The 21,806-nt window shown below is 63.5% G+C and carries 16 protein-coding genes; 5 read left to right on the top strand and 11 right to left on the bottom strand.

Annotation, left to right across the window (positions count from 1 at the left end):
* From AC07OJ_RS26680 to AC07OJ_RS26690, 3 genes are all read right to left on the bottom strand, one after another.
* A complete protein-coding gene (locus tag AC07OJ_RS26680) occupies positions 1–1,104 on the bottom strand; it encodes a phosphotransferase enzyme family protein (RefSeq protein WP_495095507.1) in 1,104 nt (367 codons plus the stop codon).
* Positions 1,101–2,021: an ABC transporter substrate-binding protein gene (locus AC07OJ_RS26685; RefSeq protein ID WP_495095508.1), complete on the bottom strand. Its 921-nt coding sequence runs from the start codon at positions 2,019–2,021 to the stop codon at positions 1,101–1,103. Before AC07OJ_RS26685 ends, AC07OJ_RS26680 begins: the two co-directional genes overlap by 4 nt.
* A gap of 566 nt (positions 2,022–2,587) precedes the next feature.
* Positions 2,588–2,851 (bottom strand): hypothetical protein, encoded by a 264-nt coding sequence (locus tag AC07OJ_RS26690; RefSeq protein WP_495095509.1) that lies wholly within the window; start codon positions 2,849–2,851, stop codon positions 2,588–2,590.
* An 86-nt stretch (positions 2,852–2,937) separates the two neighbouring features.
* On the opposite strand from AC07OJ_RS26690, the gene AC07OJ_RS26695 reads away from it, so the two are divergent.
* The 5 genes from AC07OJ_RS26695 (at position 2,938) to AC07OJ_RS26715 (ending at position 8,403) form a co-directional block, all read left to right on the top strand.
* Positions 2,938–3,105, top strand: coding sequence for a membrane dipeptidase (locus AC07OJ_RS26695; RefSeq protein ID WP_495095554.1), 168 nt, complete (start codon positions 2,938–2,940; stop codon positions 3,103–3,105).
* Positions 3,106–3,146: 41 nt separating this feature from the next.
* On the top strand, positions 3,147–3,878 hold the full coding sequence (locus AC07OJ_RS26700; RefSeq protein ID WP_495095510.1) for a response regulator transcription factor: 732 nt from the start codon (positions 3,147–3,149) through the stop codon (positions 3,876–3,878).
* Entirely contained in the window at positions 3,878–5,221 is a 1,344-nt protein-coding gene (locus AC07OJ_RS26705; RefSeq protein ID WP_495095511.1) for a HAMP domain-containing sensor histidine kinase, read from the top strand. The genes AC07OJ_RS26700 and AC07OJ_RS26705 overlap by 1 nt, the downstream gene beginning before the upstream one ends.
* Positions 5,222–5,317: 96 nt before the next feature.
* Positions 5,318–7,540: a TonB-dependent siderophore receptor gene (locus AC07OJ_RS26710; protein WP_262133308.1), complete on the top strand. Its 2,223-nt coding sequence runs from the start codon at positions 5,318–5,320 to the stop codon at positions 7,538–7,540.
* Positions 7,540–8,403, top strand: coding sequence for an alpha/beta hydrolase (locus tag AC07OJ_RS26715; RefSeq protein ID WP_201145383.1), 864 nt, complete (start codon positions 7,540–7,542; stop codon positions 8,401–8,403). Before AC07OJ_RS26710 ends, AC07OJ_RS26715 begins: the two co-directional genes overlap by 1 nt.
* 217 nt (positions 8,404–8,620) lie before the next feature.
* On the opposite strand, the gene AC07OJ_RS26720 is transcribed toward AC07OJ_RS26715, so the two are convergent.
* The 8 genes from AC07OJ_RS26720 to AC07OJ_RS26755 all read right to left on the bottom strand — a co-directional run bounded on the left by AC07OJ_RS26720 (position 8,621) and on the right by AC07OJ_RS26755 (position 21,783).
* Positions 8,621–11,131 (bottom strand): fimbria/pilus outer membrane usher protein, encoded by a 2,511-nt coding sequence (locus AC07OJ_RS26720; RefSeq protein WP_495095512.1) that lies wholly within the window; start codon positions 11,129–11,131, stop codon positions 8,621–8,623.
* An 85-nt stretch (positions 11,132–11,216) separates the two neighbouring features.
* A complete protein-coding gene (locus AC07OJ_RS26725; protein ID WP_106803268.1) occupies positions 11,217–11,957 on the bottom strand; it encodes a fimbrial biogenesis chaperone in 741 nt (246 codons plus the stop codon).
* A 75-nt stretch (positions 11,958–12,032) separates the two neighbouring features.
* On the bottom strand, positions 12,033–12,635 hold the full coding sequence (locus tag AC07OJ_RS26730) for a fimbrial protein (protein WP_065904210.1): 603 nt from the start codon (positions 12,633–12,635) through the stop codon (positions 12,033–12,035).
* A gap of 191 nt (positions 12,636–12,826) precedes the next feature.
* A complete protein-coding gene (locus AC07OJ_RS26735) occupies positions 12,827–13,474 on the bottom strand; it encodes a response regulator (RefSeq protein WP_065904208.1) in 648 nt (215 codons plus the stop codon).
* Between the two features lie 23 nt (positions 13,475–13,497).
* Positions 13,498–16,680, bottom strand: coding sequence for a hybrid sensor histidine kinase/response regulator (locus AC07OJ_RS26740; protein WP_495095513.1), 3,183 nt, complete (start codon positions 16,678–16,680; stop codon positions 13,498–13,500).
* Between the two features lie 83 nt (positions 16,681–16,763).
* The gene (pvrR, locus tag AC07OJ_RS26745; RefSeq protein WP_065904201.1) at positions 16,764–17,957 is read right to left on the bottom strand and encodes a response regulator cyclic di-GMP phosphodiesterase PvrR; all 1,194 of its coding nucleotides are present in this window, start codon (positions 17,955–17,957) and stop codon (positions 16,764–16,766) included.
* Positions 17,944–20,742, bottom strand: coding sequence for an ATP-binding protein (locus tag AC07OJ_RS26750; RefSeq protein WP_495095555.1), 2,799 nt, complete (start codon positions 20,740–20,742; stop codon positions 17,944–17,946). Before AC07OJ_RS26750 ends, pvrR begins: the two co-directional genes overlap by 14 nt.
* Before the next feature lie 57 nt (positions 20,743–20,799).
* Positions 20,800–21,783, bottom strand: a complete 984-nt coding sequence (locus AC07OJ_RS26755) for a fimbrial protein (protein ID WP_495095514.1) — start codon at positions 21,781–21,783, stop codon at positions 20,800–20,802.
* Positions 21,784–21,806: the final 23 nt, after the last annotated feature.

Below are 21,806 nucleotides of genomic sequence, written 5' to 3' on the forward strand. Positions count from 1 at the left end.
TCATACGCTTTTACGCCGGATATGGCCAAGCAACCGTTGCCCCTCGGCACCGGCGAACCAGCGCAGATGACCGAGCAGGTAGGCGTAATAGGCGATATCGGCGCTGGCGGTGGAGCCCACCACGTCCTGGTAATACGCCACCTCGGACAGGGCGAAATCCACGTGCACCAGCGGCAACAGGGCGCTGAGGGTGAGCAGGTCGCGGGTGCTCAATGGGCGTACTTGGTGATACCCGGCGAGCAGGGCATCCACGCTGTCGAGATCGGCGCGCGCTACGCCACCCGTATCAAGGTCCAGCCAGGGCACGGCGTTGCGTTCGATGGCAGTGGCGAGGTCGAAGAGGGCGAAAGTGCGGTCGGCCAGGCCGAAATCCAGCACGCTGGAAACGCTGCCGTCGGCGTTCCACAGCAGGTTGGAGGCGTGCCAGTCGTTGTGGGTCCACAGTGGCGGTTGCTCAGGCAACAGCGGATGCAGTTCTGCGTGCCACGGCAACAGCAACTCGCCGAGTTGAGTGCGCCACTCCTTGTCGGCGAGGTAGGGGCTGCTGATGCCTTCCAGCGGGTTTGATTGTTCTATCAACCGTGCGTTGGCCAGCAGCACCTGGGTCTGGCGTTGAGGGGCGTCATAGGCTTCGGCGGCCAGGTGCAGACGGGCCAATGCCTGGCCTGCGGCGAAGGCGTGCCGGGTGTTTTGAAACGGCGACCACGACAGCGCGTCGCGGTACAGGTCCAGGCCCTCGGCGAAGTGGTGCACTTCATACGTCCACACGCCCTGCGCGGTTGCCGTCGCCCCGTGCCGGTTTGGCACCACTGCCGCCACTGGCGCGCCCTGGCGATGCAGGTGGGCGATCAGGCGGTGTTCTTCCTCCAGCCACGCGGCTTGGCGCACGTGCTGGTGATGACGTTTGACGAACACCGTCGCCTCGCCAGTGGTGATCAGGCCGGCGGCGGAAAACGGTCGCGGGCTGTGCCAGTGCAGGCTCTGCAGCGGGCCCAGTTGCGGGTAGTCGTGCAGCAGCTGTTCGATATCGGTTTCGTGCAGGGCCGGCCAGTCGGCCGCGACGGGCTCCAGCCCCAGGCCGTGGGCGGTGCGTTGCGGATTCATGCGCGCACCTCGGGCAAGTAGGCGTTGCTGGTTGCCCCTTCCCACACCTGCGGATTGTCGAGCACCGCATGCGCGTGCAGCCATTCGGCGTAGGGGGCGAGCAGCGCCTGGCGTTGTTCGCCCCAGCGGCCTTGATGCAGCCAGGTCGGGGCGATTTTATGCAGCGATGCGCTGAGCAATTCCGCCGGAAAATACGGCGTGGTGTGCTCGTAGGCGGCGAGAGCAATCGACGGCTCCTGTGCCACCGCCAGATAACCGCGGGCAGTGGCTGCGAGGAAATCGCGCACCACCTCGGGCCGGTCTGCCAGGGTGCGCTCGTGGGCGCCGAGCAGGTAGCTGTGATACGCCGGCGCGCCGATCTCGTCGACCGGCAGCACCACCCGGCGCGCGTCTTCGATAGGGCTGTGCATCAGCGCTTCCCAGGCCCAGTAGCCGCCGAAGCTGGCATCGGCGACGCCCTCGGCCAACTGCTCGGGGCGCAGCTCGCGCACGCCGCTGTCCACCAGGATCACGCCATCGGGATCGCCGCCATCGCGGCTGACCAGGTGACGCACCATGGCCAGGCCGCGCGGGGTCGGGTTGAGGGCCAGGCGCTTGCCCACCAGGTCGCGGGGGCGACGGATGCCGGAGTCGGTGAGGGTCTGGATCGACTCCAGCCCCGCATGGTTGATCGCCGCGATGCCTTGCAGCGTCTGGCCGAGGCCACGGCGCACCAGCAGGCGGTTGCTGGGGAACACGCCAAAATCCGCGGCACCGGTGAGCAGGTGCTCCAGGGTGTCGCCACGGTAGGGGTCGTGCACCACCAGCTCTACATCCAGGCCCAGTTCTTCATACCAGCCGCGTTCCCGTGCCAGGTACAACCCCGCCGAATTCGGCCAGGGATGAAAGTACTCCAGCATTACCTTTACCGACACCATCGCGTGTTACTCCAGCCCAACGTCCTGTGATGGGGGCGATTTATAAGGGAGCAATCTGGTATATACCAATATCGTTTATTGCTATGGATATAACTGGGTGGGCCTTTTGGGGGCATATCCGTTTTTGGGTAACGGCTGCTGATGGTTCCGCTCTTACGGCGGGTCACTTTTGGAAAAGAGCCCAGAATGCCGGCCTGACCAAAGGGGCTCTCGCCCCAACACTCGGCACCTCGCCTAGGGAAGGAAGCCGGACACGGTCAAAAATGTGGGAGCGGGCTTGCTCGCGAATGCGGTGGATCAGCCAATGAACTTGTTGACTGACACACTGCATTCGCGAGCAAGCCCGCTCCCACATTTGGATCTCCATTTGTCAGATAGACAGTGGTCTGCCCTGGCTCTGGCTCTTGATTTGGCTTGTGATCTTGATCTTAGGCACCGAGTGGTGGGGCAAGAGCCTTTTGGTCACTTTTGGCTGGGCCGGCCTTCCGGTCCTTCCAAAAGTGACCCGCCGCAAAGGCGGAACCCATATCAGCCGTTACCCAAACAACGGATTTGCCCCCCCCACATCACTGATAACTGGCAGACACCCCTTGCAGGTGCTGCATGACCATGTCGCGAAACAGCAGCGCCTGGGGGGACAGTGGCTTGAAGCTGTTGTGGATCACCGAGATGTTCACCGCCGCCGGGCTGTCGAAAGGCCTGATCACCAGGGGCAGCAGATTGCCGGAAACCGCAAGGGCGTCGACCACGGCGATCTCGCCGCTGGCCAGGCTGAACAGGCTGGCGATCAACCCCGAGCGCACTTGCAGGCCGATGTTCAGTTGCGCCAATACGTCGCCCTACACCTTCTCTTCATTGATCCCATACAGCTCTACCTGATCGCGCAGCCGCCCAATCCCCAGCGTGACAACAGGGGCTGGAGGATGTCAGCCAGTTGCCGAAGATCACCGAAGCGTTGCTGCAGGCCGGGTACAGCGAGGCGGATATCGGCAACATCTGGAGCGGCAACCTGCTGCGCCTGGTGGGCCGGGCGCAAGCGCAGGGGCGTCAATTGCAGGCTGAGGGACAGTGTCGGGGTGAGTGAACATTGCGAAATGTTTCGTCGAATGCGAAACTGACGTAATTGTGAATACTTATCATCTGGCCCCATCTTTATCCCCCAGCCCGCGCATCCTGATCATCGAGGATGACGTCGAGCTGTGCACGCACCTGAGCAACCATCTCAGCCGGCGCGGCTTTGCCTTGAACAGCGCCCATTGCGGTGGCCAGGGCCTGGACCTGGCGCTGCAGGCACCGGTGGAATTGATCCTGCTGGACATCATGCTGCCGAGTGAAAGTGGCTTGAATATCCTGGCGCGGCTGCGCCAGGAGCGCGGTACGCCGGTGATCCTGATGTCGGCCCTGGGCGCCGAGCAGGATCGCATCACCGGCTTCAGCCAAGGCGCCGATGACTACCTGCCCAAGCCCTTCAGCCTGGCCGAACTGGATGTGCGCATCGACGCGTTGCTGCGGCGCGTGGCGATCGATTGCGGCACGCGGGCGCCGTCGATGCCTTCGCGGCATTCCGCCCTGGCGTTCGACGCGCAGGCGCGGGACGTCAGCTTCAACGGCCGCGCCGCCGGCCTGACCTCCTCGGAATTCCGCCTGTTGTGCACGCTGCATGAGCACACAGGCGAGGCACTGACCAAGGCCTTCCTCTACCAGCATGTGCTGCACCGGCCATACACCCGCCTGGATCGTGGCCTCGATGTACATGTGTGCAACCTGCGGCGCAAGCTGGCTGCCATCGAGGTACAGGGCATCCGCATCGACGCGGTGCGCCATCAGGGTTATGTGCTGTTGTGCGACGGCGCCTGATGCAACGTCGTCATCCCTTGCTGTGGAAAATGGCGCTGCTGCAAGTGTGTGCCTGTTTGCTGCTGGTCTGGCTGGTGTGGAGTTGGGGCTTGCGGGTGGAGCGCAACACCTACTTCCTGGAGACGTCCGACCGCATCGCCCTGGCTGCCTATGCGGCCGAGGCCGAGCACGTGGCGGCCACTGGCGACCCCGCGGCGGTAGAGCGCTGGCGCCTGGCATTGCAGCAGCGCGAACACACCTGGGTGGCGGTGCTGGATGACTACCTGCAAAGCCTGGGCACCACGCCGTTGAGCGCCGAACAGGTCAGCCATCTGACGTTCATGCGCAAGCTCAGTTGGCCAATGAGCAAGCGCCTCGAAGACGAATTGCCGTACGTGAGCATGGCCTTCCCGGAGCACCCCGAGCGTGGGCGGTTGGTGATGCAATTGCCCGAACGGCTGTTGCCGCCGGGGCTCACGCCGTGGACCCATGTGTTCACCCACGGCCTGGTGCCGGCGTTGTTGGCGCTGGCACTGGGGCTGGTGTTGTACCGCCATCTGGTGCAGCCGTTGAATGAACTGCGCGAACGCGCCAACGCGTTGAGTGCCGGCGACCTCGCACCGCTGGCCAGCAGCAGCGTGACGCGCCGTCCGGATGAACTCGGCGAACTGGCCCGGGCCTATGAACACATGGCCGAGCGCCTGCGCCAGAGCCTCAATCAGCAGCGGCAATTGCTGCGCACCTTGTCGCATGAAATCCGCACGCCACTGGCACGTTTGAAAATCGCCAGTGACAGCGGCCTGCCGCCCGAGCAGTTGCAGCAACGCCTGTCGCGGGAAGTGGAGGAGATGCGCCGGCTGGTGGACGACTCCCTCAACCTGGCCTGGCTCGACACCGAAAAACCTCGCCTGGAAGCCGAAGCGGTGGTGGTGGCCTCCGTCTGGGAAGCGCTGGTGCAGGACGCGCATTTCGAAACCGGCTGGCCGCTCGAAGCGCTGGTGTGCGAGCTGGACAGTACGTGCCAGGTGCACGTACACCTCAACAGCTTTGCCCAGGCCGTGGAAAATATCCTGCGCAACGCCATCCGCCACTCACCGCCCAACGGCGTGATTCGCCTGAGCGGCCAGCGGCAAGGCGACCGCTGGTGGCTGGTGATCGAAGACCAGGGGCCAGGCGTTGCCGAGGGCGATCTGCAGCGCATCTTTGAAGCGTACCTGCGGCTGGACGGCACGGTGGGCACGGGTTTTGGCCTGGGATTGAGCATCGCGCGGCGTGCCATCGAACTGCAGGGCGGCGAGTTGTGGGCGACCCAGGGTGCCTCGGGATTGCGCATGAATCTGCGCCTGCCCACGGCAAATGTTTAGAAAGTTAATGTTCTTTACTCGCAATTGCATCTGATTATCATCTGCGATCTTTGATGGCCCACCGCTATCGGTCGGGCTGCGCTTGGAGATCCCCGCATGTTCCGCTTGTCCCTGCTTGCCGTGAGTATTTGCAGCCTGTTGCCCGTCAGCAGTTTCGCCGCCGAGGCCGAAACCCCTGCGCAGATGGAGCTGCCGACCCAGACCGTATTGGGCACCGCTCAGGAAGAGATCAAGCAGATGCCCGGTGTGTCGATCATCACCGCTGAAGACATCAAGAAACGCCCACCGGCCAACGACCTGTCGGACATCATCCGCACCATGCCCGGCGTCAACCTCACCGGCAACTCCAGCAGCGGCCAGCGCGGCAACAACCGCCAGATCGACATTCGCGGCATGGGCCCGGAAAACACCCTGATCCTGGTGGACGGCAAGCCGGTCGGCAGCCGCAATTCGGTGCGCTATGGCTGGCGTGGCGAGCGTGACAGCCGCGGCGACAGCAACTGGGTACCGGCCGATCAGGTCGAGCGCATCGAAGTCATTCGCGGCCCCGCGGCAGCGCGTTATGGCAACGGCGCGGCGGGTGGCGTGGTGAATATCATCACCAAGCAGCCGGGCACGCAAACGCACGGCTCGGCAACGATCTACCACAACTTCGCCCAACACTCGGCCGAAGGTGAGACCGAGCGCATGAACTTCGGCCTCAATGGCCCGCTCACCGACACGCTCAGCTACCGCGTGTACGGCAACGTGGCCAAGACCAACGCCGACGATGCCGACATCAACAGCGGGCATGAATCCCTGCGCACCGGCAACCAGGTCGGCACGCTGCCGGCGGGGCGCGAGGGGGTGCGCAACAAAGACGTCAACGGCCTGCTCAGCTGGAACTTTACTCCCGAGCAAACCCTCGACCTGGAGGCCGGTTTCAGCCGCCAGGGCAATATCTATACCGGCGATACCCAGAACACCAACAGCAACGCCACCGTGAAGAACATGCTGGGGCATGAAACCAATATTCTCTACCGTGAAACCTACGCCGTGACCCATCGCGGCGAATGGGATTTCGGCAGCACCCTGGCCTACGTGCAGTATGAAAAGACTCGCAACCGCCGTCTCAATGAAGGCCTGGCCGGTGGCCTGGAAGGGATCTTCTCCGCCAACAGTTTCAGCACCAACGAACTGCGCGACCTGACCGCCCACGGTGAAGTCAACCTGCCGCTGCACGCAGGTGTCGACCAGGTGCTGACGCTCGGCAGCGAGTGGGTCGAACAGAAGCTCGGCGACCCGAATGCCAACCTGCAAACCACCACGGCTGGCGGCAGCGTGCCTGGCTTGTCGAGCACCTCTCGCAGTGACTCGTCGGCGTCGCGCATCTTTTCGCTGTTCGCCGAAGACAACATCGAGCTGCGCCCCGGCACCCGCCTGACCCCGGGCCTGCGCCTGGACCACCACAACGTCGTCGGCGACAACTGGAGCCCGTCGCTCAACCTGTCCCAGGTACTCACCGACACGTTGACCTTGAAGGCCGGCATCGCCCGTTCGTACAAGGCGCCGAACCTCTACCAGCTCAACCCCAACTATCTGCTGTACAGCAACGGCCAGGGTTGCTATGGCCAGACCACCAGTTGCTACCTGCAAGGCAATGCCGACCTCGACGCGGAAACCAGCGTCAACAAGGAACTGGGCCTGGAGTACCGCAATGACGGTGTGGTCGCCGGCCTGACGTATTTTCGCAATGACTACAAAAACAAGATCGAGTCCGGCCTGACCCCGGTCGGCACCGCGTCCGGCGGCACCGGCAGCACCGCTCGCGCGAGCATCTTCAAGTGGGAGAACGTGCCCAAGGCGCTGGTCGAAGGCCTGGAAGGTACCGTTGCGCTGCCGCTGGGCGAGCAGGTCAACTGGACCAACAACTTCACCTACATGCTCCAATCGAAAAACAAACAGACCGGTGATGTGCTCTCGGTCACGCCCAAGTACACCCTCAATTCGATGCTCGATTGGCAGGCCACCCAGGACCTGTCCCTGCAGGCGAGCGTGGCCTGGTACGGCAAGCAGACTCCGAAGAAATACGACTACCACGGCAACCGCGTGACCGGCACCAGCAACAACCAACTCTCGCCGTATGCGATTGCCGGGGTGAGCGGTACCTACGCCCTGACAAAAAACCTCAGCCTCACCGCCGGCGTGGACAACGTGTTCGACAAACGCCTGTGGCGCGAGGGCAATGCCCAGGGCGTGAACAACATCGAAGGCGCCGGCGCCGCGACCTACAACCAGTCCGGGCGCACCTTGTACACCAGCCTGACGGCGTCGTTCTGATGGGGCGCGCATGCTGGTTGGCGTTGTTTTTTGTGCAATGTGCCTGTGCCCAGCCGGCACCCGACCAACTGATGGATGCACCGGTATTGCGCGAGGCCAGCGACTACCAGTTCAGCACGCTGGAGCTGGACTCGACTGACGGCGCGCGGCACTACCGGGTGTGGCTGGGGCGCCCGCTCAAGGTCAGCGCGGCCAGCCCCGTGGCCTATCTGCTCGATGGCAATGCGGCGATGGCGGCGCTGGATACCGAACTGCTCAACCACCTGTCCCATCGCCCGGCGCCGCCGGTACTGGTGGCGGTGGGGTATGCGACGCCGCTGCGTATCGAGCGCAATGCGCGGACGTTCGACTACACCCCGAGAGTGGGCGAGGGCGCGCAACGTGATCCCTTGACGGATGTGCCCAGCGGAGGCGCCGATCAGTTCCTGGATTTGCTGACGGAGCAGATCCGGCCGCTGGTCAACCAGCGCCTGGAGATACAACCCAGGCGGCAATTGCTGTGGGGGCATTCCTATGGTGGGTTGTTGGTGCTGCATGCCTTGACGACGCGTCCGCAGGCGTTTGACGACTACGCCGCGGCGAGCCCGTCGCTGTGGTGGAACAATGGCGTGATTCATACCGACGGACTCGCGCAGCGCCTGCACGCAAAGCGACCAACCTTGCTGCTGATGCGCGGTGATGCAGAACCGGCCAGCCCGACCAGGGCCGCCAAGCCGCAGGATGATGGCGCGGTCAAGCGCCTGTTGGCCTCGCTGCAAAGTGTCGAGGGGCTCACCGTGCGCTACCAGGCATTCCCGGGCCTGGGGCACGGGCCGATGTTGGCGGCTTCATTGCGCTACACGTTGGAGCAGATGAGCCAATAACTGCAGCTCCCACCTTTGATCTTCATACACCCGGGGTCTCAGGCCCCACCCCAATCCCCTGTGGGAGCGGGCTTGCCCGCGAAGGCGGCCTGTCAGTTGATGCATTCGCTGCCTGACCCACCGCTTTCGCAGGCAAGCCAGCTCCCACATTTGATCTCCACACATCCGGGTGCCTGGGCCCTACCTCAATTCCACCTGTTGGCCTTCTACCCCAGCTTCAAGGCGCGCACACCAGCGCCTGGCGCTCATAGTTCAGCGCCTTGTTCTGTGGTGCCAGCGCATAGTGGGCATTGCATTGCTGGTCGCCCCACTTGATCACTAACGTACCTTGATCCTGTTCGACCAACGCCAGCGCATTCCCATTCGGGTCGGCAATTGCCAGTTGCTTGCCGTTGCCATCTTCCAGTGAAGCGCCGAACGACAGCGGTTTGTGCTGTGCATCAAACAACTCGAACAGCACCCGCCGTCCGGTGGTGCCGCTGTAATGCGCGACGACCACGGCGCCTCGGCGCGGCACCAGTTGTTGGGTGGCGTTGGTGACTTCCACATTGCCGCCCAGGTCGCGGGTGTCCAGGCTGATCCAGTTAACCCGGTAAGGTTGCGCGGTCGGGATCACCGCATAGCCGTTGTAGCCGGTCTCCACGCCGCTGTAGCTGCTGATCTTCGCCCCGGAGATGCCCGGTACTTCAGCCAGCGCGAAAGTTTCGCTGACGGTTTGACCCAGGTTGATGCCGCCTGCATGGGCCACCACTGAGCCGGCGATGTTGAGGTTCTGCGAGTTGTAGCCCTGGCCCTGGCTGTAGCCGAGGCTCACGTCTGCCATGGAGGTGCGGCTGTTGAGGTTCACCGAACCGGAACTGCCGCTGGTGTCGCTGTGGCCCGCTTGCACCGAATAAAAGGTGTCGCTGGTGTCGGCGACGTAGCCATTGATACCCGCCTGGGTGGTGGTGTCGCCGTGCTGGCGGCTGGTGGTGACAAACGCCCGCGGTGCGCGCGCCTGGCTGCCCAGCGGGAACGAGATGGACAGGTTCAATTGCGTGTCGCTGCTCGGCGCGCCCCAGGTCACGATTTGCTTGGTGCGCGTCACACCGAGGTTGTAGCTCAGGTCACCCCAGTTGCTGGTGTAGCCGGCCGAAAAGCTCTGCGACCCACCGCGATTCCAGTAGCGCTGGTCACTGGCGTTCACATACAGGCTGCCGAACGCATTGTTGCGGCCCAGGCTCTGGTTGATGGTCATGTCGGTGCGGGTTTTCGAATGGCCGGTGCGCACGCGCACGTCTTCGCTCATGTCTTCGACGTGGTCGGTGAGGGTGCGGTAGCCCTCGGTGGAGTAGCGGTAGGCGGCCAGGGTGAAGTTGGTGTCGGTGCCGGCAAACGTCTTGGCATACAGCGCGCGCACGCTGCTGCCCTGGGTGGTTTGCCCACGGGCCTTGCTGGATGAATGCGTGGCATCCAGGGAAAACGCGCCCAGCGCGGTGTTCTTGCCGGCGCCGATCGACAGCGCGCTGTAGTCCTCGCTGGCTTGCACGCCGACGATGCCGCTGAGGTTGCTGGTCAAGCCGTACGCCAGGGTGCTGCTGATAAAACGCGGCGTCGCCAAACCGTCGGCATTGCTCTTGAAGGTACCCGCCGAGAGGCTGTATTTGATTTGCCCCTCACGCACCATGATCGGCAGGCTGGAGAACGCCTGCATCGTCACGCGGCGGCTGCCGTCGGACTCGATCACGGTGATTTCCAGGTCACCGTTGGAGCCGCTGGGGTAGATGTCGTTGATTTCGAACGGCCCCGGTGCGACGTTGGCGGTGTAGAGGATGTAGTCGTTCTGGCGGATTTCGACGGTCGCGTTGGTCTGCGCCACGCCCCGAATCACCGGCGCATAACCGCGCTCGCTGTCTGCGCGCATGCCGTCATCCGAGGCCAGTTTCAAGCCGCGATAGCGCACGCTGTCAAACAGGTCGGCGTCGGAGAAAATCTCACCGGCGCTGAACTGGCCCTTGATCGGCGTGACGTCATGCTGCAGGTAGGTGCGATTGCTGGTGAACGTGTTCGAGCGCCCGGTGCCGCCATTCATGTTCGACTCGTTGCGCAGGCGCCAGGCACCCAGGTTGATGCCGTTGCGCAGGCCGAGGTTGTTGTTGATGCGGGTGTCGGCGTCGCCAGCGCTGCGGTTGCTGTTGAGCTGGTAGTTGATGAACGCGGCAGGCACGCCGTCGTCCCACAACTGCGGGTCGACATACCCGCGCAAACCGCGCTGCATGGCCACCTGCGGAATGCTCGCCAGCAGGCGCAGGCGACTGCTGTCGTAGCGCACGCTGGCCTCCTCGATCATGTCGGCGAGGGCGTAGCAGTCCTGCGGGTGCTGCGGATCCAGCTTGCCCTGGGCCTGCAAGCGGGCCATGTCGATGCCCAGTTGCTTGAGCAGGTCGAGGGTCAGGCAGGCTTCGACGCGACCGTTCCCGGGGTTGCGCTTGAAGTCGATGTCACGGCGACCCACCAGCACTTCGTTGCTGTACAGGTCGACGCGGTAAGTACCCGGCAACACGCTGTTAGCCGACAGCAATTGCTGCAGGTCGACGGCGGACTGCGCGCCTTGCAGGAAGGTGGTGTTGAAGGTTTCCGCAGGCTCGTCGGCCAGTGCCCAGGCGGGCAGGCTGGCGGCAATCGCGAGCGACAGCGTCTTCAACTTCAGTGCGCCACGTACGGGCCTGTTGCTGGAAATAAAAGACATGCGAAGACCTGTGACATCCCTGGTTGGCGAACAGCCGGGCACGCAAACACGCACGCGAAGTGAGCCTGTGGGTTAGACGAAGTGCTTAGGGTTTGAGGCGCGATTCAGTCGCGTACGCGGCTGCCGCAGCGCCGATGGACAGGGGCGCGGTGTAGTGGTTTTGCGCGCCGTAGTCATTGATGCTGGAAAACGACAACTGCACCGGGCCGCTGGCGGGCGTCGCGCCGAGCGGGAACTGTTTTGCCTCGCCGGGCGCAATCATGGTGGAGTCGCTGGCCAGTTGCGCCTGCACTTTGATGTCGGCCATCGACACGTGGTACAGCGTCGGGTTCTTCACCAGCAGCAGGGTTTGCGTGCCCTGTTTGGCCAGGCGCCACTCCAGCTGCGCCGGGGCTTGCAACGCATTGCCGGGCAAGCCGGCAGGGCGGTAGAAGATCTTGATGCGTTGGCGGATGGCCAACTGCAACGTGTTCTCGGCCTCACTGGCCTTGGGGATTTCCTGCACATTGAGCCACACCACCGACTCGCGGTCGGTCGGCATGCCGGCGCCTTGATAGAGGATGCGCAGCAGTTGCTGCTCCTTGGCAAACACCCGTGCCAGGGGCGGGGTGACGGCAAACGGTGCACGGCTGCCACTGGCGTCGTTCATGTCGACCCAGGACTGAATCAACACGTCCTGGTTGCCGTTGCGCACGGTGATATTGGCTTCCTTGTGGCTGCCATCGAACACGATACGCGTGGCGTTGAGTGAAATGCTGGCGGTGGCCTGGGTAGCCATAAGCATGCCCAGCAGCACCAGGCTCGCGGTGATAATACGAGGCTGCATGAGGGTGTCCGGTGTCATCAAAAATAAATGGCGAGGCCGCAGGGCCTCGCGCGTTCGGTGCTCAGGCGCGCCGAGTTACTCGTATTGCAGGATGAACGGCAGGGTCGCGTCACCGCGACCGGCGGTGGAGGCACCGGCGGCACCGGTGGTGACGTAGGCGGCTGCGAAGCTCATGGTGGCGTCGCCGCCTTCAGTGCCCTGACCGTGCATGGTGCTTTCAATGCGTGCGGTGCTCGGCGAGCTGAGGTCGATCAGGCTGCCTTTGCTGTCGAGCAGGGCGATGCCGACGTTTTGCGCGGTGGCCGAACCCGGGTTCAGGGCCAGGACTTTCTTGCCGGTGACCAGGCCCGAACCGCCGTTGTTGGCGTCAAAGATCATCGCGACTTTGGTGCCCTGGTTGCAGTTGACGTTCAGGTTGAAGTCTTTGGCGGTCACGCGACCTGCGGTTGGGTTTTCGGCGGTGCCCATGTCCTTGATCGAGACGTTGCCCATGTCCACGGAGATGGTGCGGTCGGAGTTGGCGCCGTCCACCGAGCACGCGTCATTGTTGATCACGCCAGTGAAGGTAATTTTGCCGCTGCCGCCCAGGGTCGGCGTCGGTGCCGTTTCATCGGCAAATGCGCTGCCGGAGGCCGCAACCAGGGCCGAGGCGATAACAGCCAGGGAAAACTTCTTCATGATGATGTCCGTTAGTGTGAGTTGGAAAGTGCGGTTGTTGAACTGCGGGGCAAGAATAGAAAGTCCAAGGTTTGGACGACATAAGACGATTCTTATAAACCCTGGAGCAGGCGGGAGAGCTGCGTTCTAGAGCGGTCAGGGGCGGGGGCGGGGCGAAGCCATTGCCTTGAATGGCTTGCTGGAGGGGCAGGTCAGTTGAAGATATTACGCGCCAGGCAATAAGCGAGCAGGTCCTGGTCGCTGCTCACTTCAAGTTTGCGCATGGCCGATATCTTTTGCGCACTGATGGTCTTGGAACTTCGATTCTGGCTGCGCGCAATATCACTCACGCTCATGCCCGAGATAAACAAACGCAGGATCTCGAACTCCTTGGGCGACAGGCTGGTGAAGCGCTCGTCGAAGTCCGTGAGCGTCTCGATCACTGATGTCTTCGGCGGTTCCAGACTGCGATAGGCGCTCTTCTGGGCAATCGCCTTGAGCGCCAGTTGGATCTCGGTGTGCAACTGGCTTTTCTGGATGATGCCGACCACGCCCAACTCCTGCAGGCGCGTGAGAATCAGCTGGTTGGAAATCATCGTCAGGATCAGGATCTGCACCTGCGGGAAATGCCGCTTGAGGTACTCCACCAGTTTCAGGCCATCGCCGTAGGGCGAGTCGCCCGGCATGTTGTAGTCGGTGATCACAATGTCGACGCCCTGGCGCTGCAACAGCGCGATCAGCCCGGCTGAACACACGGCCTCGCCGACCACTTGGAAGCGGGTATCGCGCTCCACCAGCTCGCGAACGCCCAGCAATACGATCGGGTGATCGTCCGCGATTACCACGTTGAATTTTTTCATAAAGGGCCGTCCGTAGTGCCAGTTCAGGTGAGTGAAGGGTGCCCGGGCCGAAGCGTGTCCAGGACGGCCGACAGGCGCTGCATCACCGCCTTCACCTTGAGCGCAAGGGCAGTGTCGAGGCTGCCGCGGTTAAGTTGGTCTTCCAGTTCGATACAGGCCTGGGCCAGGTCGAGGGCCTGCACGGCACCCAATGCGCCGGCGGCCGAATGCAGCAGTTGGCCGAGGGCACGCGCATCGCGGCGTTCGAGCGCCGCGCCGATGCGTTGCAGGTCCTGCTCTACGCTGTTGATGAACAACGGGCGCATGGTGTCCGACAACTGCACGCTGTCGTCGCAGGGCACGAGGTCGGGCTCGACCGGCGGCTTGACCAGCGGCTTGACCTTGCACAGTCTGATCAACTGGCCGCGCAGGGTCTGCAGGCTCAACGGCTTGACGATCCAGGCGTTCATGCCCACCGCCAGGCAGCGCACGCCTTCCTCGCGCATCGCGTTGGCGGTCACGCCGATAATCGGCAACTGCGGATCATGCTCGCGCAGGGCGCGGGCGAGTTCATAACCATTCATCAACGGCATATTCACGTCGGTGAGCACCAGGTCGAAGGCCTGCGGCAGCCACAGCTGCAACGCCTGCTCGCCGTTGGCCGCCAGGGTCACCGAGCAACCGAGCGCCTCCAGCTGTTCCTTGATGATCGCCTGGTTGACCGGGTTGTCCTCGGCCACCAGGATGCGCAGCCCCAGTTGCCCGGCACTGTGCGGCCGGGCCGCTGGGGGTTGCTCGTGCTTGCCGTGCTGCGCCAGCGACACGGTGGCAGCGATGGCGCGCACGTCGTGCAGGTCGACGACCCAGCCCTGCTCGGTGTGCAGTGGCGGGCTGTGAGCGCCTGGCAGGCAGCGCACGCGTTGGCCGGCCCAGGGTTGGGCGGGGTCGCCGGGCAGCAGGTCGACGAGCACTGCATGGCGGCTGTCCTGCTCCTGGGTGGTCGCCGCCAGCGCCGCCGCGATGCCCAGGCGATTGAGCCAGTCACTCATCGACTGCGCCAGTTCGCGCACCGGCGCCTGCACATAGACTGGCGTCGGGCTGGGCTCGATCAACGGCAGTTGGGTCAGCGCACCGCCACACAGTGGCAGGCGCAATTTCAGGGTAAAGCTGCTACCCAGGCCCGGCTCGCTGACTACGCGGATCTCACCGTCCATCATCTGCGCCAGCCACCGGCAAATCGGCAGCCCCAGCCCGGCCCCGCCTTCGCTGGCGGTGTCCGGTGCCTGGTAGAACAGATCGAACAGCTTGGCCTGCTGGGCCTCGGGGATACCGACGCCAGAGTCGGTGACCTGCCATTCCAGGTCGACGTTGCCGGCGTCGCGCGCAGTGACCCTGGCGCGAATCACCACGCGCCCGATGTCGGTGAACTTGATGGCGTTGCTCACCAGGTTGTTGAGAATCTGGCGAATACGCATCGGGTCGCCCATTACGCAATCGGGCAATTGCGCATCGATGCAACTGTAGAGCTGCAAGCCCTTGCGCTGGGCGGACGCGGCGTAGGTGTGCAGGGTGTCTTCGAGCATGTCCAGCGGGCAGAAATCCACGGCCTCTATCGCCATTTGCCCGGACTCGATTTTCGACACGTCCAGCACATCGCTGATCAACTGGAACAGCGTGCCGGACGAGCGCTGGATGGTGTGCAGGTAGGTTTGCTGGTGCGGGTCGAGGTCGGTCAGCCCGAGCAGTTCGAGGGTGCCGAGCACGCCATACAGCGGCGTGCGGATTTCATGGCTCATGGTCGCCAGGAATAATGTCTTGGCCTCGTTGGCGGCATCCGCGGCGCGGCGTGCATCTTCGAGTGCCTGGGCGTCGTCGATGTGGCGGGTGATGTCGTTGAAGGCGTAGAGGCGCACGTCTTCGGCCTGATAACGGGTCGACACAAAGCCGATCTGCAGGTGCCGGCCTTCGATCTCCAGGTGCGTCTCGCCGCTCTCGGCGCTGTCATGCGTGCCGGCCATGGCGGTGACCAGGCGCGCGGTGCCGGGCCATTGCTGGGCGCGCTGGTTCTCGATGAGGACTTTGCCGTCGCTGCGCCGCACCACGCACAAGCCGGTGGGCGCGGTGTCGATGATCACTCGGCTGAAGGCCACGCTTTCGGCAATGCGCTCGTGGGCCAGGCGCGCCGGGTTGATCACCTGGCGCCGGTACCAGCGGCTGCCGCCCCAGCCCAGGGTCACCAGGCCGACGAAGAACAGCGCCAGGCTGCTCAGCGGCCACAGCGCGGAGTGGAAGAAGTGCGAGTAGTTCAGGCCATACACCGCGCTCCACGGCTGGTCGCCTGGCTGGGTCATCTTGAATTCAAAGCCATTGGCATTGAAATGCACGCCATCGCTGAGCTGCCCGACGTCCGGTCCTGCCAGCCGGGTGCCGTCGGGCGCGATCAGGGTCAGGCGATCAAAGGCCGAGCGGTCCAGCGCGCGCTGCACATCGTCGACCCGCGCGAGGTCGAGCAAGGTGCCGACCACCGCCTGTTCCTGGCCGTCCAGCGGCAGTCCGATATAGGCCAGCAAGTGTCCGGGCGCGGGGCCGGCCTGCCAATACACGCGGTTTTGCTCGAGCGGCTGCGGGGTGTTTTCCAGGGTTTGCTGCACGGCGTTGACCAGCGCCACCAGGTTGCCGGTTTCCTCGGTGTTCTCTCGACGCTGGTAGCCCACCGACGGCACCGTGATGGTGTAGTGGGTGTGGCGATTGAATAGAAAGGTTTGCGGCGCCTCGTACGGCGACGAAGACCAGAAGGCGCTGTAGTAGCTGGTCAGGTGCGCGCCGAGGGCGAAAATCTGCGGCCGCGCGGCGGGACCGACCTGCTGCTCATCGAACTTGACGCTGAAGGGCACCGAAAACGAGTACTTCTGGCCTTCGTACAGCGTGCGGTGGTTGTCGACCATGCGGCTTTTCAGGCTCACCTGCACGTTGGTCGCGCGCAGCAGTTCGGCCTGGATGCCGGGGTGCGTCAGGCTCCTGAGGTACGACTCCTGCTCCGTCAGGTTTTCCATCAGCCGCGCGAAATGAAAGCGCGTCGCGCCGTAGCGGGTCTCGACCCCGCGTTGCAGCGACCAGTAGTTGGTCAGTATCAGCAACAACGCGATGCCAATCAGCACCATCAGGCCTTTGTTCAGGCGCAGGGAGCTGCGGGTGAAGGCTTCGAGTATCGCGTTGTTGTGCTTCATCAGGGGGTTCCGCAGGCGCAGGATAAATCGGCACTGGAGGGAGCTTACTCCTTATTAAAGAGCAAATAATCCAGGGCCGGCTGCTAGTGAGATGTCGCAGGGCCATCATTGTTCAGAAGTTGTTGAAATTGATCCGAAGACACCGCGTGGGAGATCAGGAAACCCTGCACCTGGTTGCAGTCGATCTTGCGCAGCAACGCCAGTTGCTGGGGCGTCTCCACGCCTTCGGCGACCACGGTCAGGCCGAGTTTGCGGCCCAGCGCAATGATGCTCGCCAAGGCCTGGGCGATGCCTTCGTTGTCATGGCTGCCCTGGACCAGCGCCTGGTCGATCTTGAGTTCGGTAAACGGCGTGGACACCAGGTTGAGGTAGGAGCTGTAGCCCTTGCCGAAGTCATCCTGGGACAGGCCGAAGCCTTTGATGCGCAAGCGGCAGGCGCCGGCGTAGAAGTTGCTGATGTCCTGTGGCACCGAGCATTCCATCAACTCGAAGCAGATCATCCCCGGGATACCGTCGTGGTGCAGCACGAATTCCAGCAAACGGTCGGCCAGGTCGTGGCTGTTGAGCAGGTGGGTGGGCAGGTTGATCGACACCGGGATTTCATAGCCGCGCTGGCGCCACTGCTCCTGGGCGTAGATTGCCTGCTTGAGCACCAGCCACAACAGCCGTTCCTCCAGCTCGAAGGCCTTGATCGCCGGCAGGAACGCGGCGGGCAGCATCACGCCTTGCTCGGGGTGCATCCAGCGCACCAAGGCCTCGGCGGCGACGATACGCCCGTTGGCGAGGGATTTTTTCGGTTGGAACCAGGCCTGGAACTGGCCCGCGCTCATGGCCTGGACCAGCGTGTGGCGGTCGATGTCCAGGTGCTCGGGCAGTTCGGGGGAGGGCGTGCGTACTCGGTTGCGCAACTGGTCCACCAGGCTGCGCAAGGCGTCGGCGGCGACCGGTTTGGAGATCAGCCCGATCACCTCCACATCGAGGTTTTTCGCCACCAGGCTGGCCGCCATCAACATGCGCCGCGACGCCGCGCTCATGATCGCCAGCGCCGGCTTGCAGCGCAGGCTGGCCAGGCACTGGATAAACTGCACGCCGTCCATGCCGGGCATCAGCAGGTCGGTGAGTACCAGGTCGAAATCGCGCTGGCGCAATCGCTCCAGCGCTTCTTTGCCGTCCTCGGCGGTTTCGAGCCTGAAATCCCCCAACTCACTGAGCAGGTGCTGCAGGTAGATGTGCTGCAGGGGGTGGTCCTCGACTATCAGAATACTAAGGGGCTTCATGGGTGTTCCGTGCATAAGGCGCCAGGGAGTTGAATAGAGCCCGCAACGCAAAGGGTTTGACCAGGCAATGGTTCATGCCGGCGGCCAGGCACAGGTCGGCCTCGCCGCGCATGGCGTTGGCGGTGGCCCCGATGATCGGCAACGGGCAACCCTGGCGGCGCAATTCGCGCGCCAGTTCATAACCGTTGATGTGGGGCATGTTCACGTCCGTCAACACCACATCGAAGTTGCCGGCGGTGTACAGCTGCAACGCTTCCTGGCCATCGGCCGCCAGCTCCACGGTGCAGCCGAGTTCTTCGAGTTGGTCGCGCAATATCAGCTGGTTGATGATGTTGTCCTCGGCCACCAGCAGATGCAGGTTGAGTTTGCTCAAGTCACGCTGGCGTATTTGCTCGTCGCTACGGGCCACCCACAGCCCTTGCGCCTGGCTGACGGCCTGGTGAATCGCCGCCAGGTGATTGAGGTTGACGTGCCACGCGCCGGCGTCGGCTTCCACGGCGGTGCAGGCGTTGCTGCTCACGTGGATCACCGGGCCCGGCCACTCGGGCGCCAGCGACGGGTCGATGCTGCCCGGATGCACTTGCAGCAGCAGATGACTGTCCGCCAGCGTCGGCAGGCCGGTCTGCGCCCTGGCGCCCCAGCGGCGCAGCCAGCCGCTGATGGAGTGCGCCAGCTCGGGGATCGGCGCGACCACGTAGATGGTCTCGGCCAGCAGCGGGGTCATCGGCGGGGTGGGCGCTTCTTCCAGCGGCAGGATCAGGCTGAAACTGCTGCCCAGGCCCATTTCGCTGACCATGCGGATATTGCCGTTCATCAACTCCGTGAGGCGCTGGCAGATGGGCAGCCCCAGGCCCGTGCCGGCGACGACGTTGGTGTTGCCTTCGCTCTGGTAGAACGGTTCGAAAATCATCGCCTGGTCTTCCTGGGCGATGCCTTTGCCGGTGTCCGACACCTGCCACAGCAGGCTCGAGCGCTCGCCGTCGCGCCCCAGCACCTTGACCCGCAACACCACGCGCCCGTAGTCGGTGAACTTCACCGCGTTGTTGAGCAGGTTGTTGAGAATCTGGCGGATGCGCGTCACGTCACCGATCAGCCGCTCCGGCAACTTCGGGTCGAAGCAGGCATACAGTTGCAGGCCCTTGCCCTGCGCGGCTGCGGCGTAGCCCTGGATGATTTCGTGCACCAGCTCCAGTGGCGAGAACTCACTCAACTCCAGGGCCAGTTGCCCGGCCTCGATCTTCGACACATCGAGCACGTCGCAGATCAACTGCAGCAGGGTCGAGGACGACCCTTCGATGGCGTGCAGGTAGTCCTTCTGCTGGGCGTCCAGTTGCGTGCGGGCCAGCAGTTCGAGGGTGCCGAGCACGCCATACAGCGGCGTGCGGATTTCATGGCTCATGGTCGCCAGGAACAGGGTCTTGGCAGCGTTGGCGGCATCGGCTGACTGGCGGGCTTCCTCCAGCGCCGCTTCGACCTGCTTGCGCGCACTGATATCGCTGAATGCACAAAACAACACGTCTTCGCCGCGATAACGGGTGGGGGCGCTGCTCAGGTACAGGTGGCGGCCGTCGATGGTTTCAAAGTAATCGCAGTGTTCGTGGGCGTCATCGGCAAACGCCTGCTCGATCCAGCCTGCGCGCAATGCCTCACGCTCCGGGCCATGGCCCAGCCATTGCTGGGCCAGGGTGTTTTCCAGCACCACCTGGCCGTCGGTGCGGCGCAGCACGCAGAGGGCGACGGGCGCGGTCTGGATCACATCGCGGCCGAACGCCTCGCTTTCGATCAGCGCCTGGATACGGTGGATCGAGGGGATGATGAAACGCTGGTCGACACGGCGCATCACCAGCCAGATCAGCGTCACGCTGAGCAGGCAGAACAGCAGCGAACCGAGCAGCTGCTTCCACAGCCCGGAGACCACGGCGTGCAGGTCGATGGAGTACATCAGTTGCCAGTCCGAAGACTTCAGGTGCTTGCGAATCACCAGGTGATCGGGCAGCCAGCCGTTGCCGACAAAGCCGAAAAAACTCTCTTCCTGGGGCTTGAGGCGTTGCTGGCTCCACTGCGCATCGTCGCTGTTGGTGAACACCAGCATGCCCTGGGAATTGAGCATCATGAACTCGCCGGCGCTCTGGTCGCTGAGGGTCTGGGACACCTCGCGGCTTTCCATCTCCAGGCCCAGCCAGCCGGAGCGAGGGTCGCGCTCGTCCAGGCGGATGAAGAGGTAGAGGTGCGAGTGGTGCTCGGTCTTGTCGCTGAGCCACAGCTCTTTGAGCGTCGACGGGTCGCTGCGTTGCAAGGCCTTGAGGCGATTGAGCAGGCACTTGGAAATCGGCAGCACTTGCGTGGTCGAGTCGTACAGGCGCGTCACCTGCGGCTCGGGGCCGGTGTTCACATAGAGCAGGTTGACCTGCTTGGCCTTGAGGTAGTCGCGCATCCGCGCGGTCAGCCAGATGCTCCACTGGTTGCCCGGCGTGTCACCCAGTTGCAGGTGTTGTTCTTCTTCGGAGGAGGGGTAGAGCCGCGCCTGCTTGCGCACTGCCGAGAGGCTGAGGCTTTCGAGTAAGGCCTCGCGGTTGGTGAAAAAAGTGTGGGCTTCGGCGATGGCGCTGCTCATGTAGCCGCGGCGTTGGGAGATGTCGTTGTTGAAGGTCGACAGCAGAAAGGTATACACCCCGCTGAAGATGCCGATAAGCAGCACGGTCGCAAAAATACGCAGCAGCCTTCTGGCTGCTTCGGGTCGGGAGAGGACGGGGTTGATCTGCAGCAGGTAACTTTTCAATCGCATCGGCGCACTGTAGAGACCCGCGTGCGCCAAGGGCATAAGACGATCCTTAAAATTCGCCTACTTGTAATACATGTCTACCACCACGGCGGCGTCGAAGGCGCCGGGGAGCGGCAGGGTGCGCCATTTCAGGTCGGCGCGAAATTCATCGTGGCTCTGTCCCAGCCCCATCAGTTCCTGCAGGGTGAACCACGCGTTGAACGGCAGTTGCTGCTGGCTCTCGGCGCGCGACAACGAAATGCCCACCGAATTGTTGTTGTCCGGCACCAGCAAGCCATTGCTCACACTGCCGCCGCCCGCGGTGGTCGCGAAGCGCGCACTGACGGTGTAGGGCGTGTCGCAGCCCTTGCGCAGGTTCAGGCTGAAGTTGGCGCTGCTGGCGACTTCGCCGATCGAGGCTTTGCGCGACGGTGTCGGGAAGTTGACCACGCTGGGAGTGATGGTCAGCTCGGGCGTGCAGGGCACGAAGCGGATGCCGTTCATGCCGGTGACCACATAGTTGAAGTTGCTGTTGGGCCGCGAGTTTAGACCGCGTACGCCGTCCAGCTGGAACACCCGGTAAGAGGTCAGGGTACTGGCCTGGCCACTCGGTGGGGTAGGGTCGTATTTTTCGATGAACACGCTGAAGTTGAGGGTGAAGCGCGCCTTGTCCCAGCCCACGCAGTTGGCCAGGTTGCAGCCACGGTCGGAATAGAACCCGGTGCCGACTTTGCCGCTGCTTTGGGTAATTGGCTGGTTGTTGTAACGGATGCCCACGCGGATACCGGTGCCGATGCTCACGTTGGCCGGGTTGACGTAGAAATACACTTCCTCGCGGCCATGGTTGTAGTCGTCCTTGCAGATCACATTGGTCGAGCGCGGGCCGGATTCCCAGATGATGCTGCCGTTGGGGGCATCGGCAGCCACCGCCAGCGCGGTGCCCAGCGCCTCCTCGGTGATGATCGAGTTGGTGCCGTCCTCGCGGCAGGCCAGCGCGAGGCTGGTGGCGGGCAACACGGCACAGGCCCATAGCAGCAGGGACAGGAAACGTTTGGTCGGTGACATAGGTGCAAGTACCCCGCGATCGG

The sequence above is a fragment of the Pseudomonas sp. GW821-FHT09C08 genome (assembly GCF_059418125.1).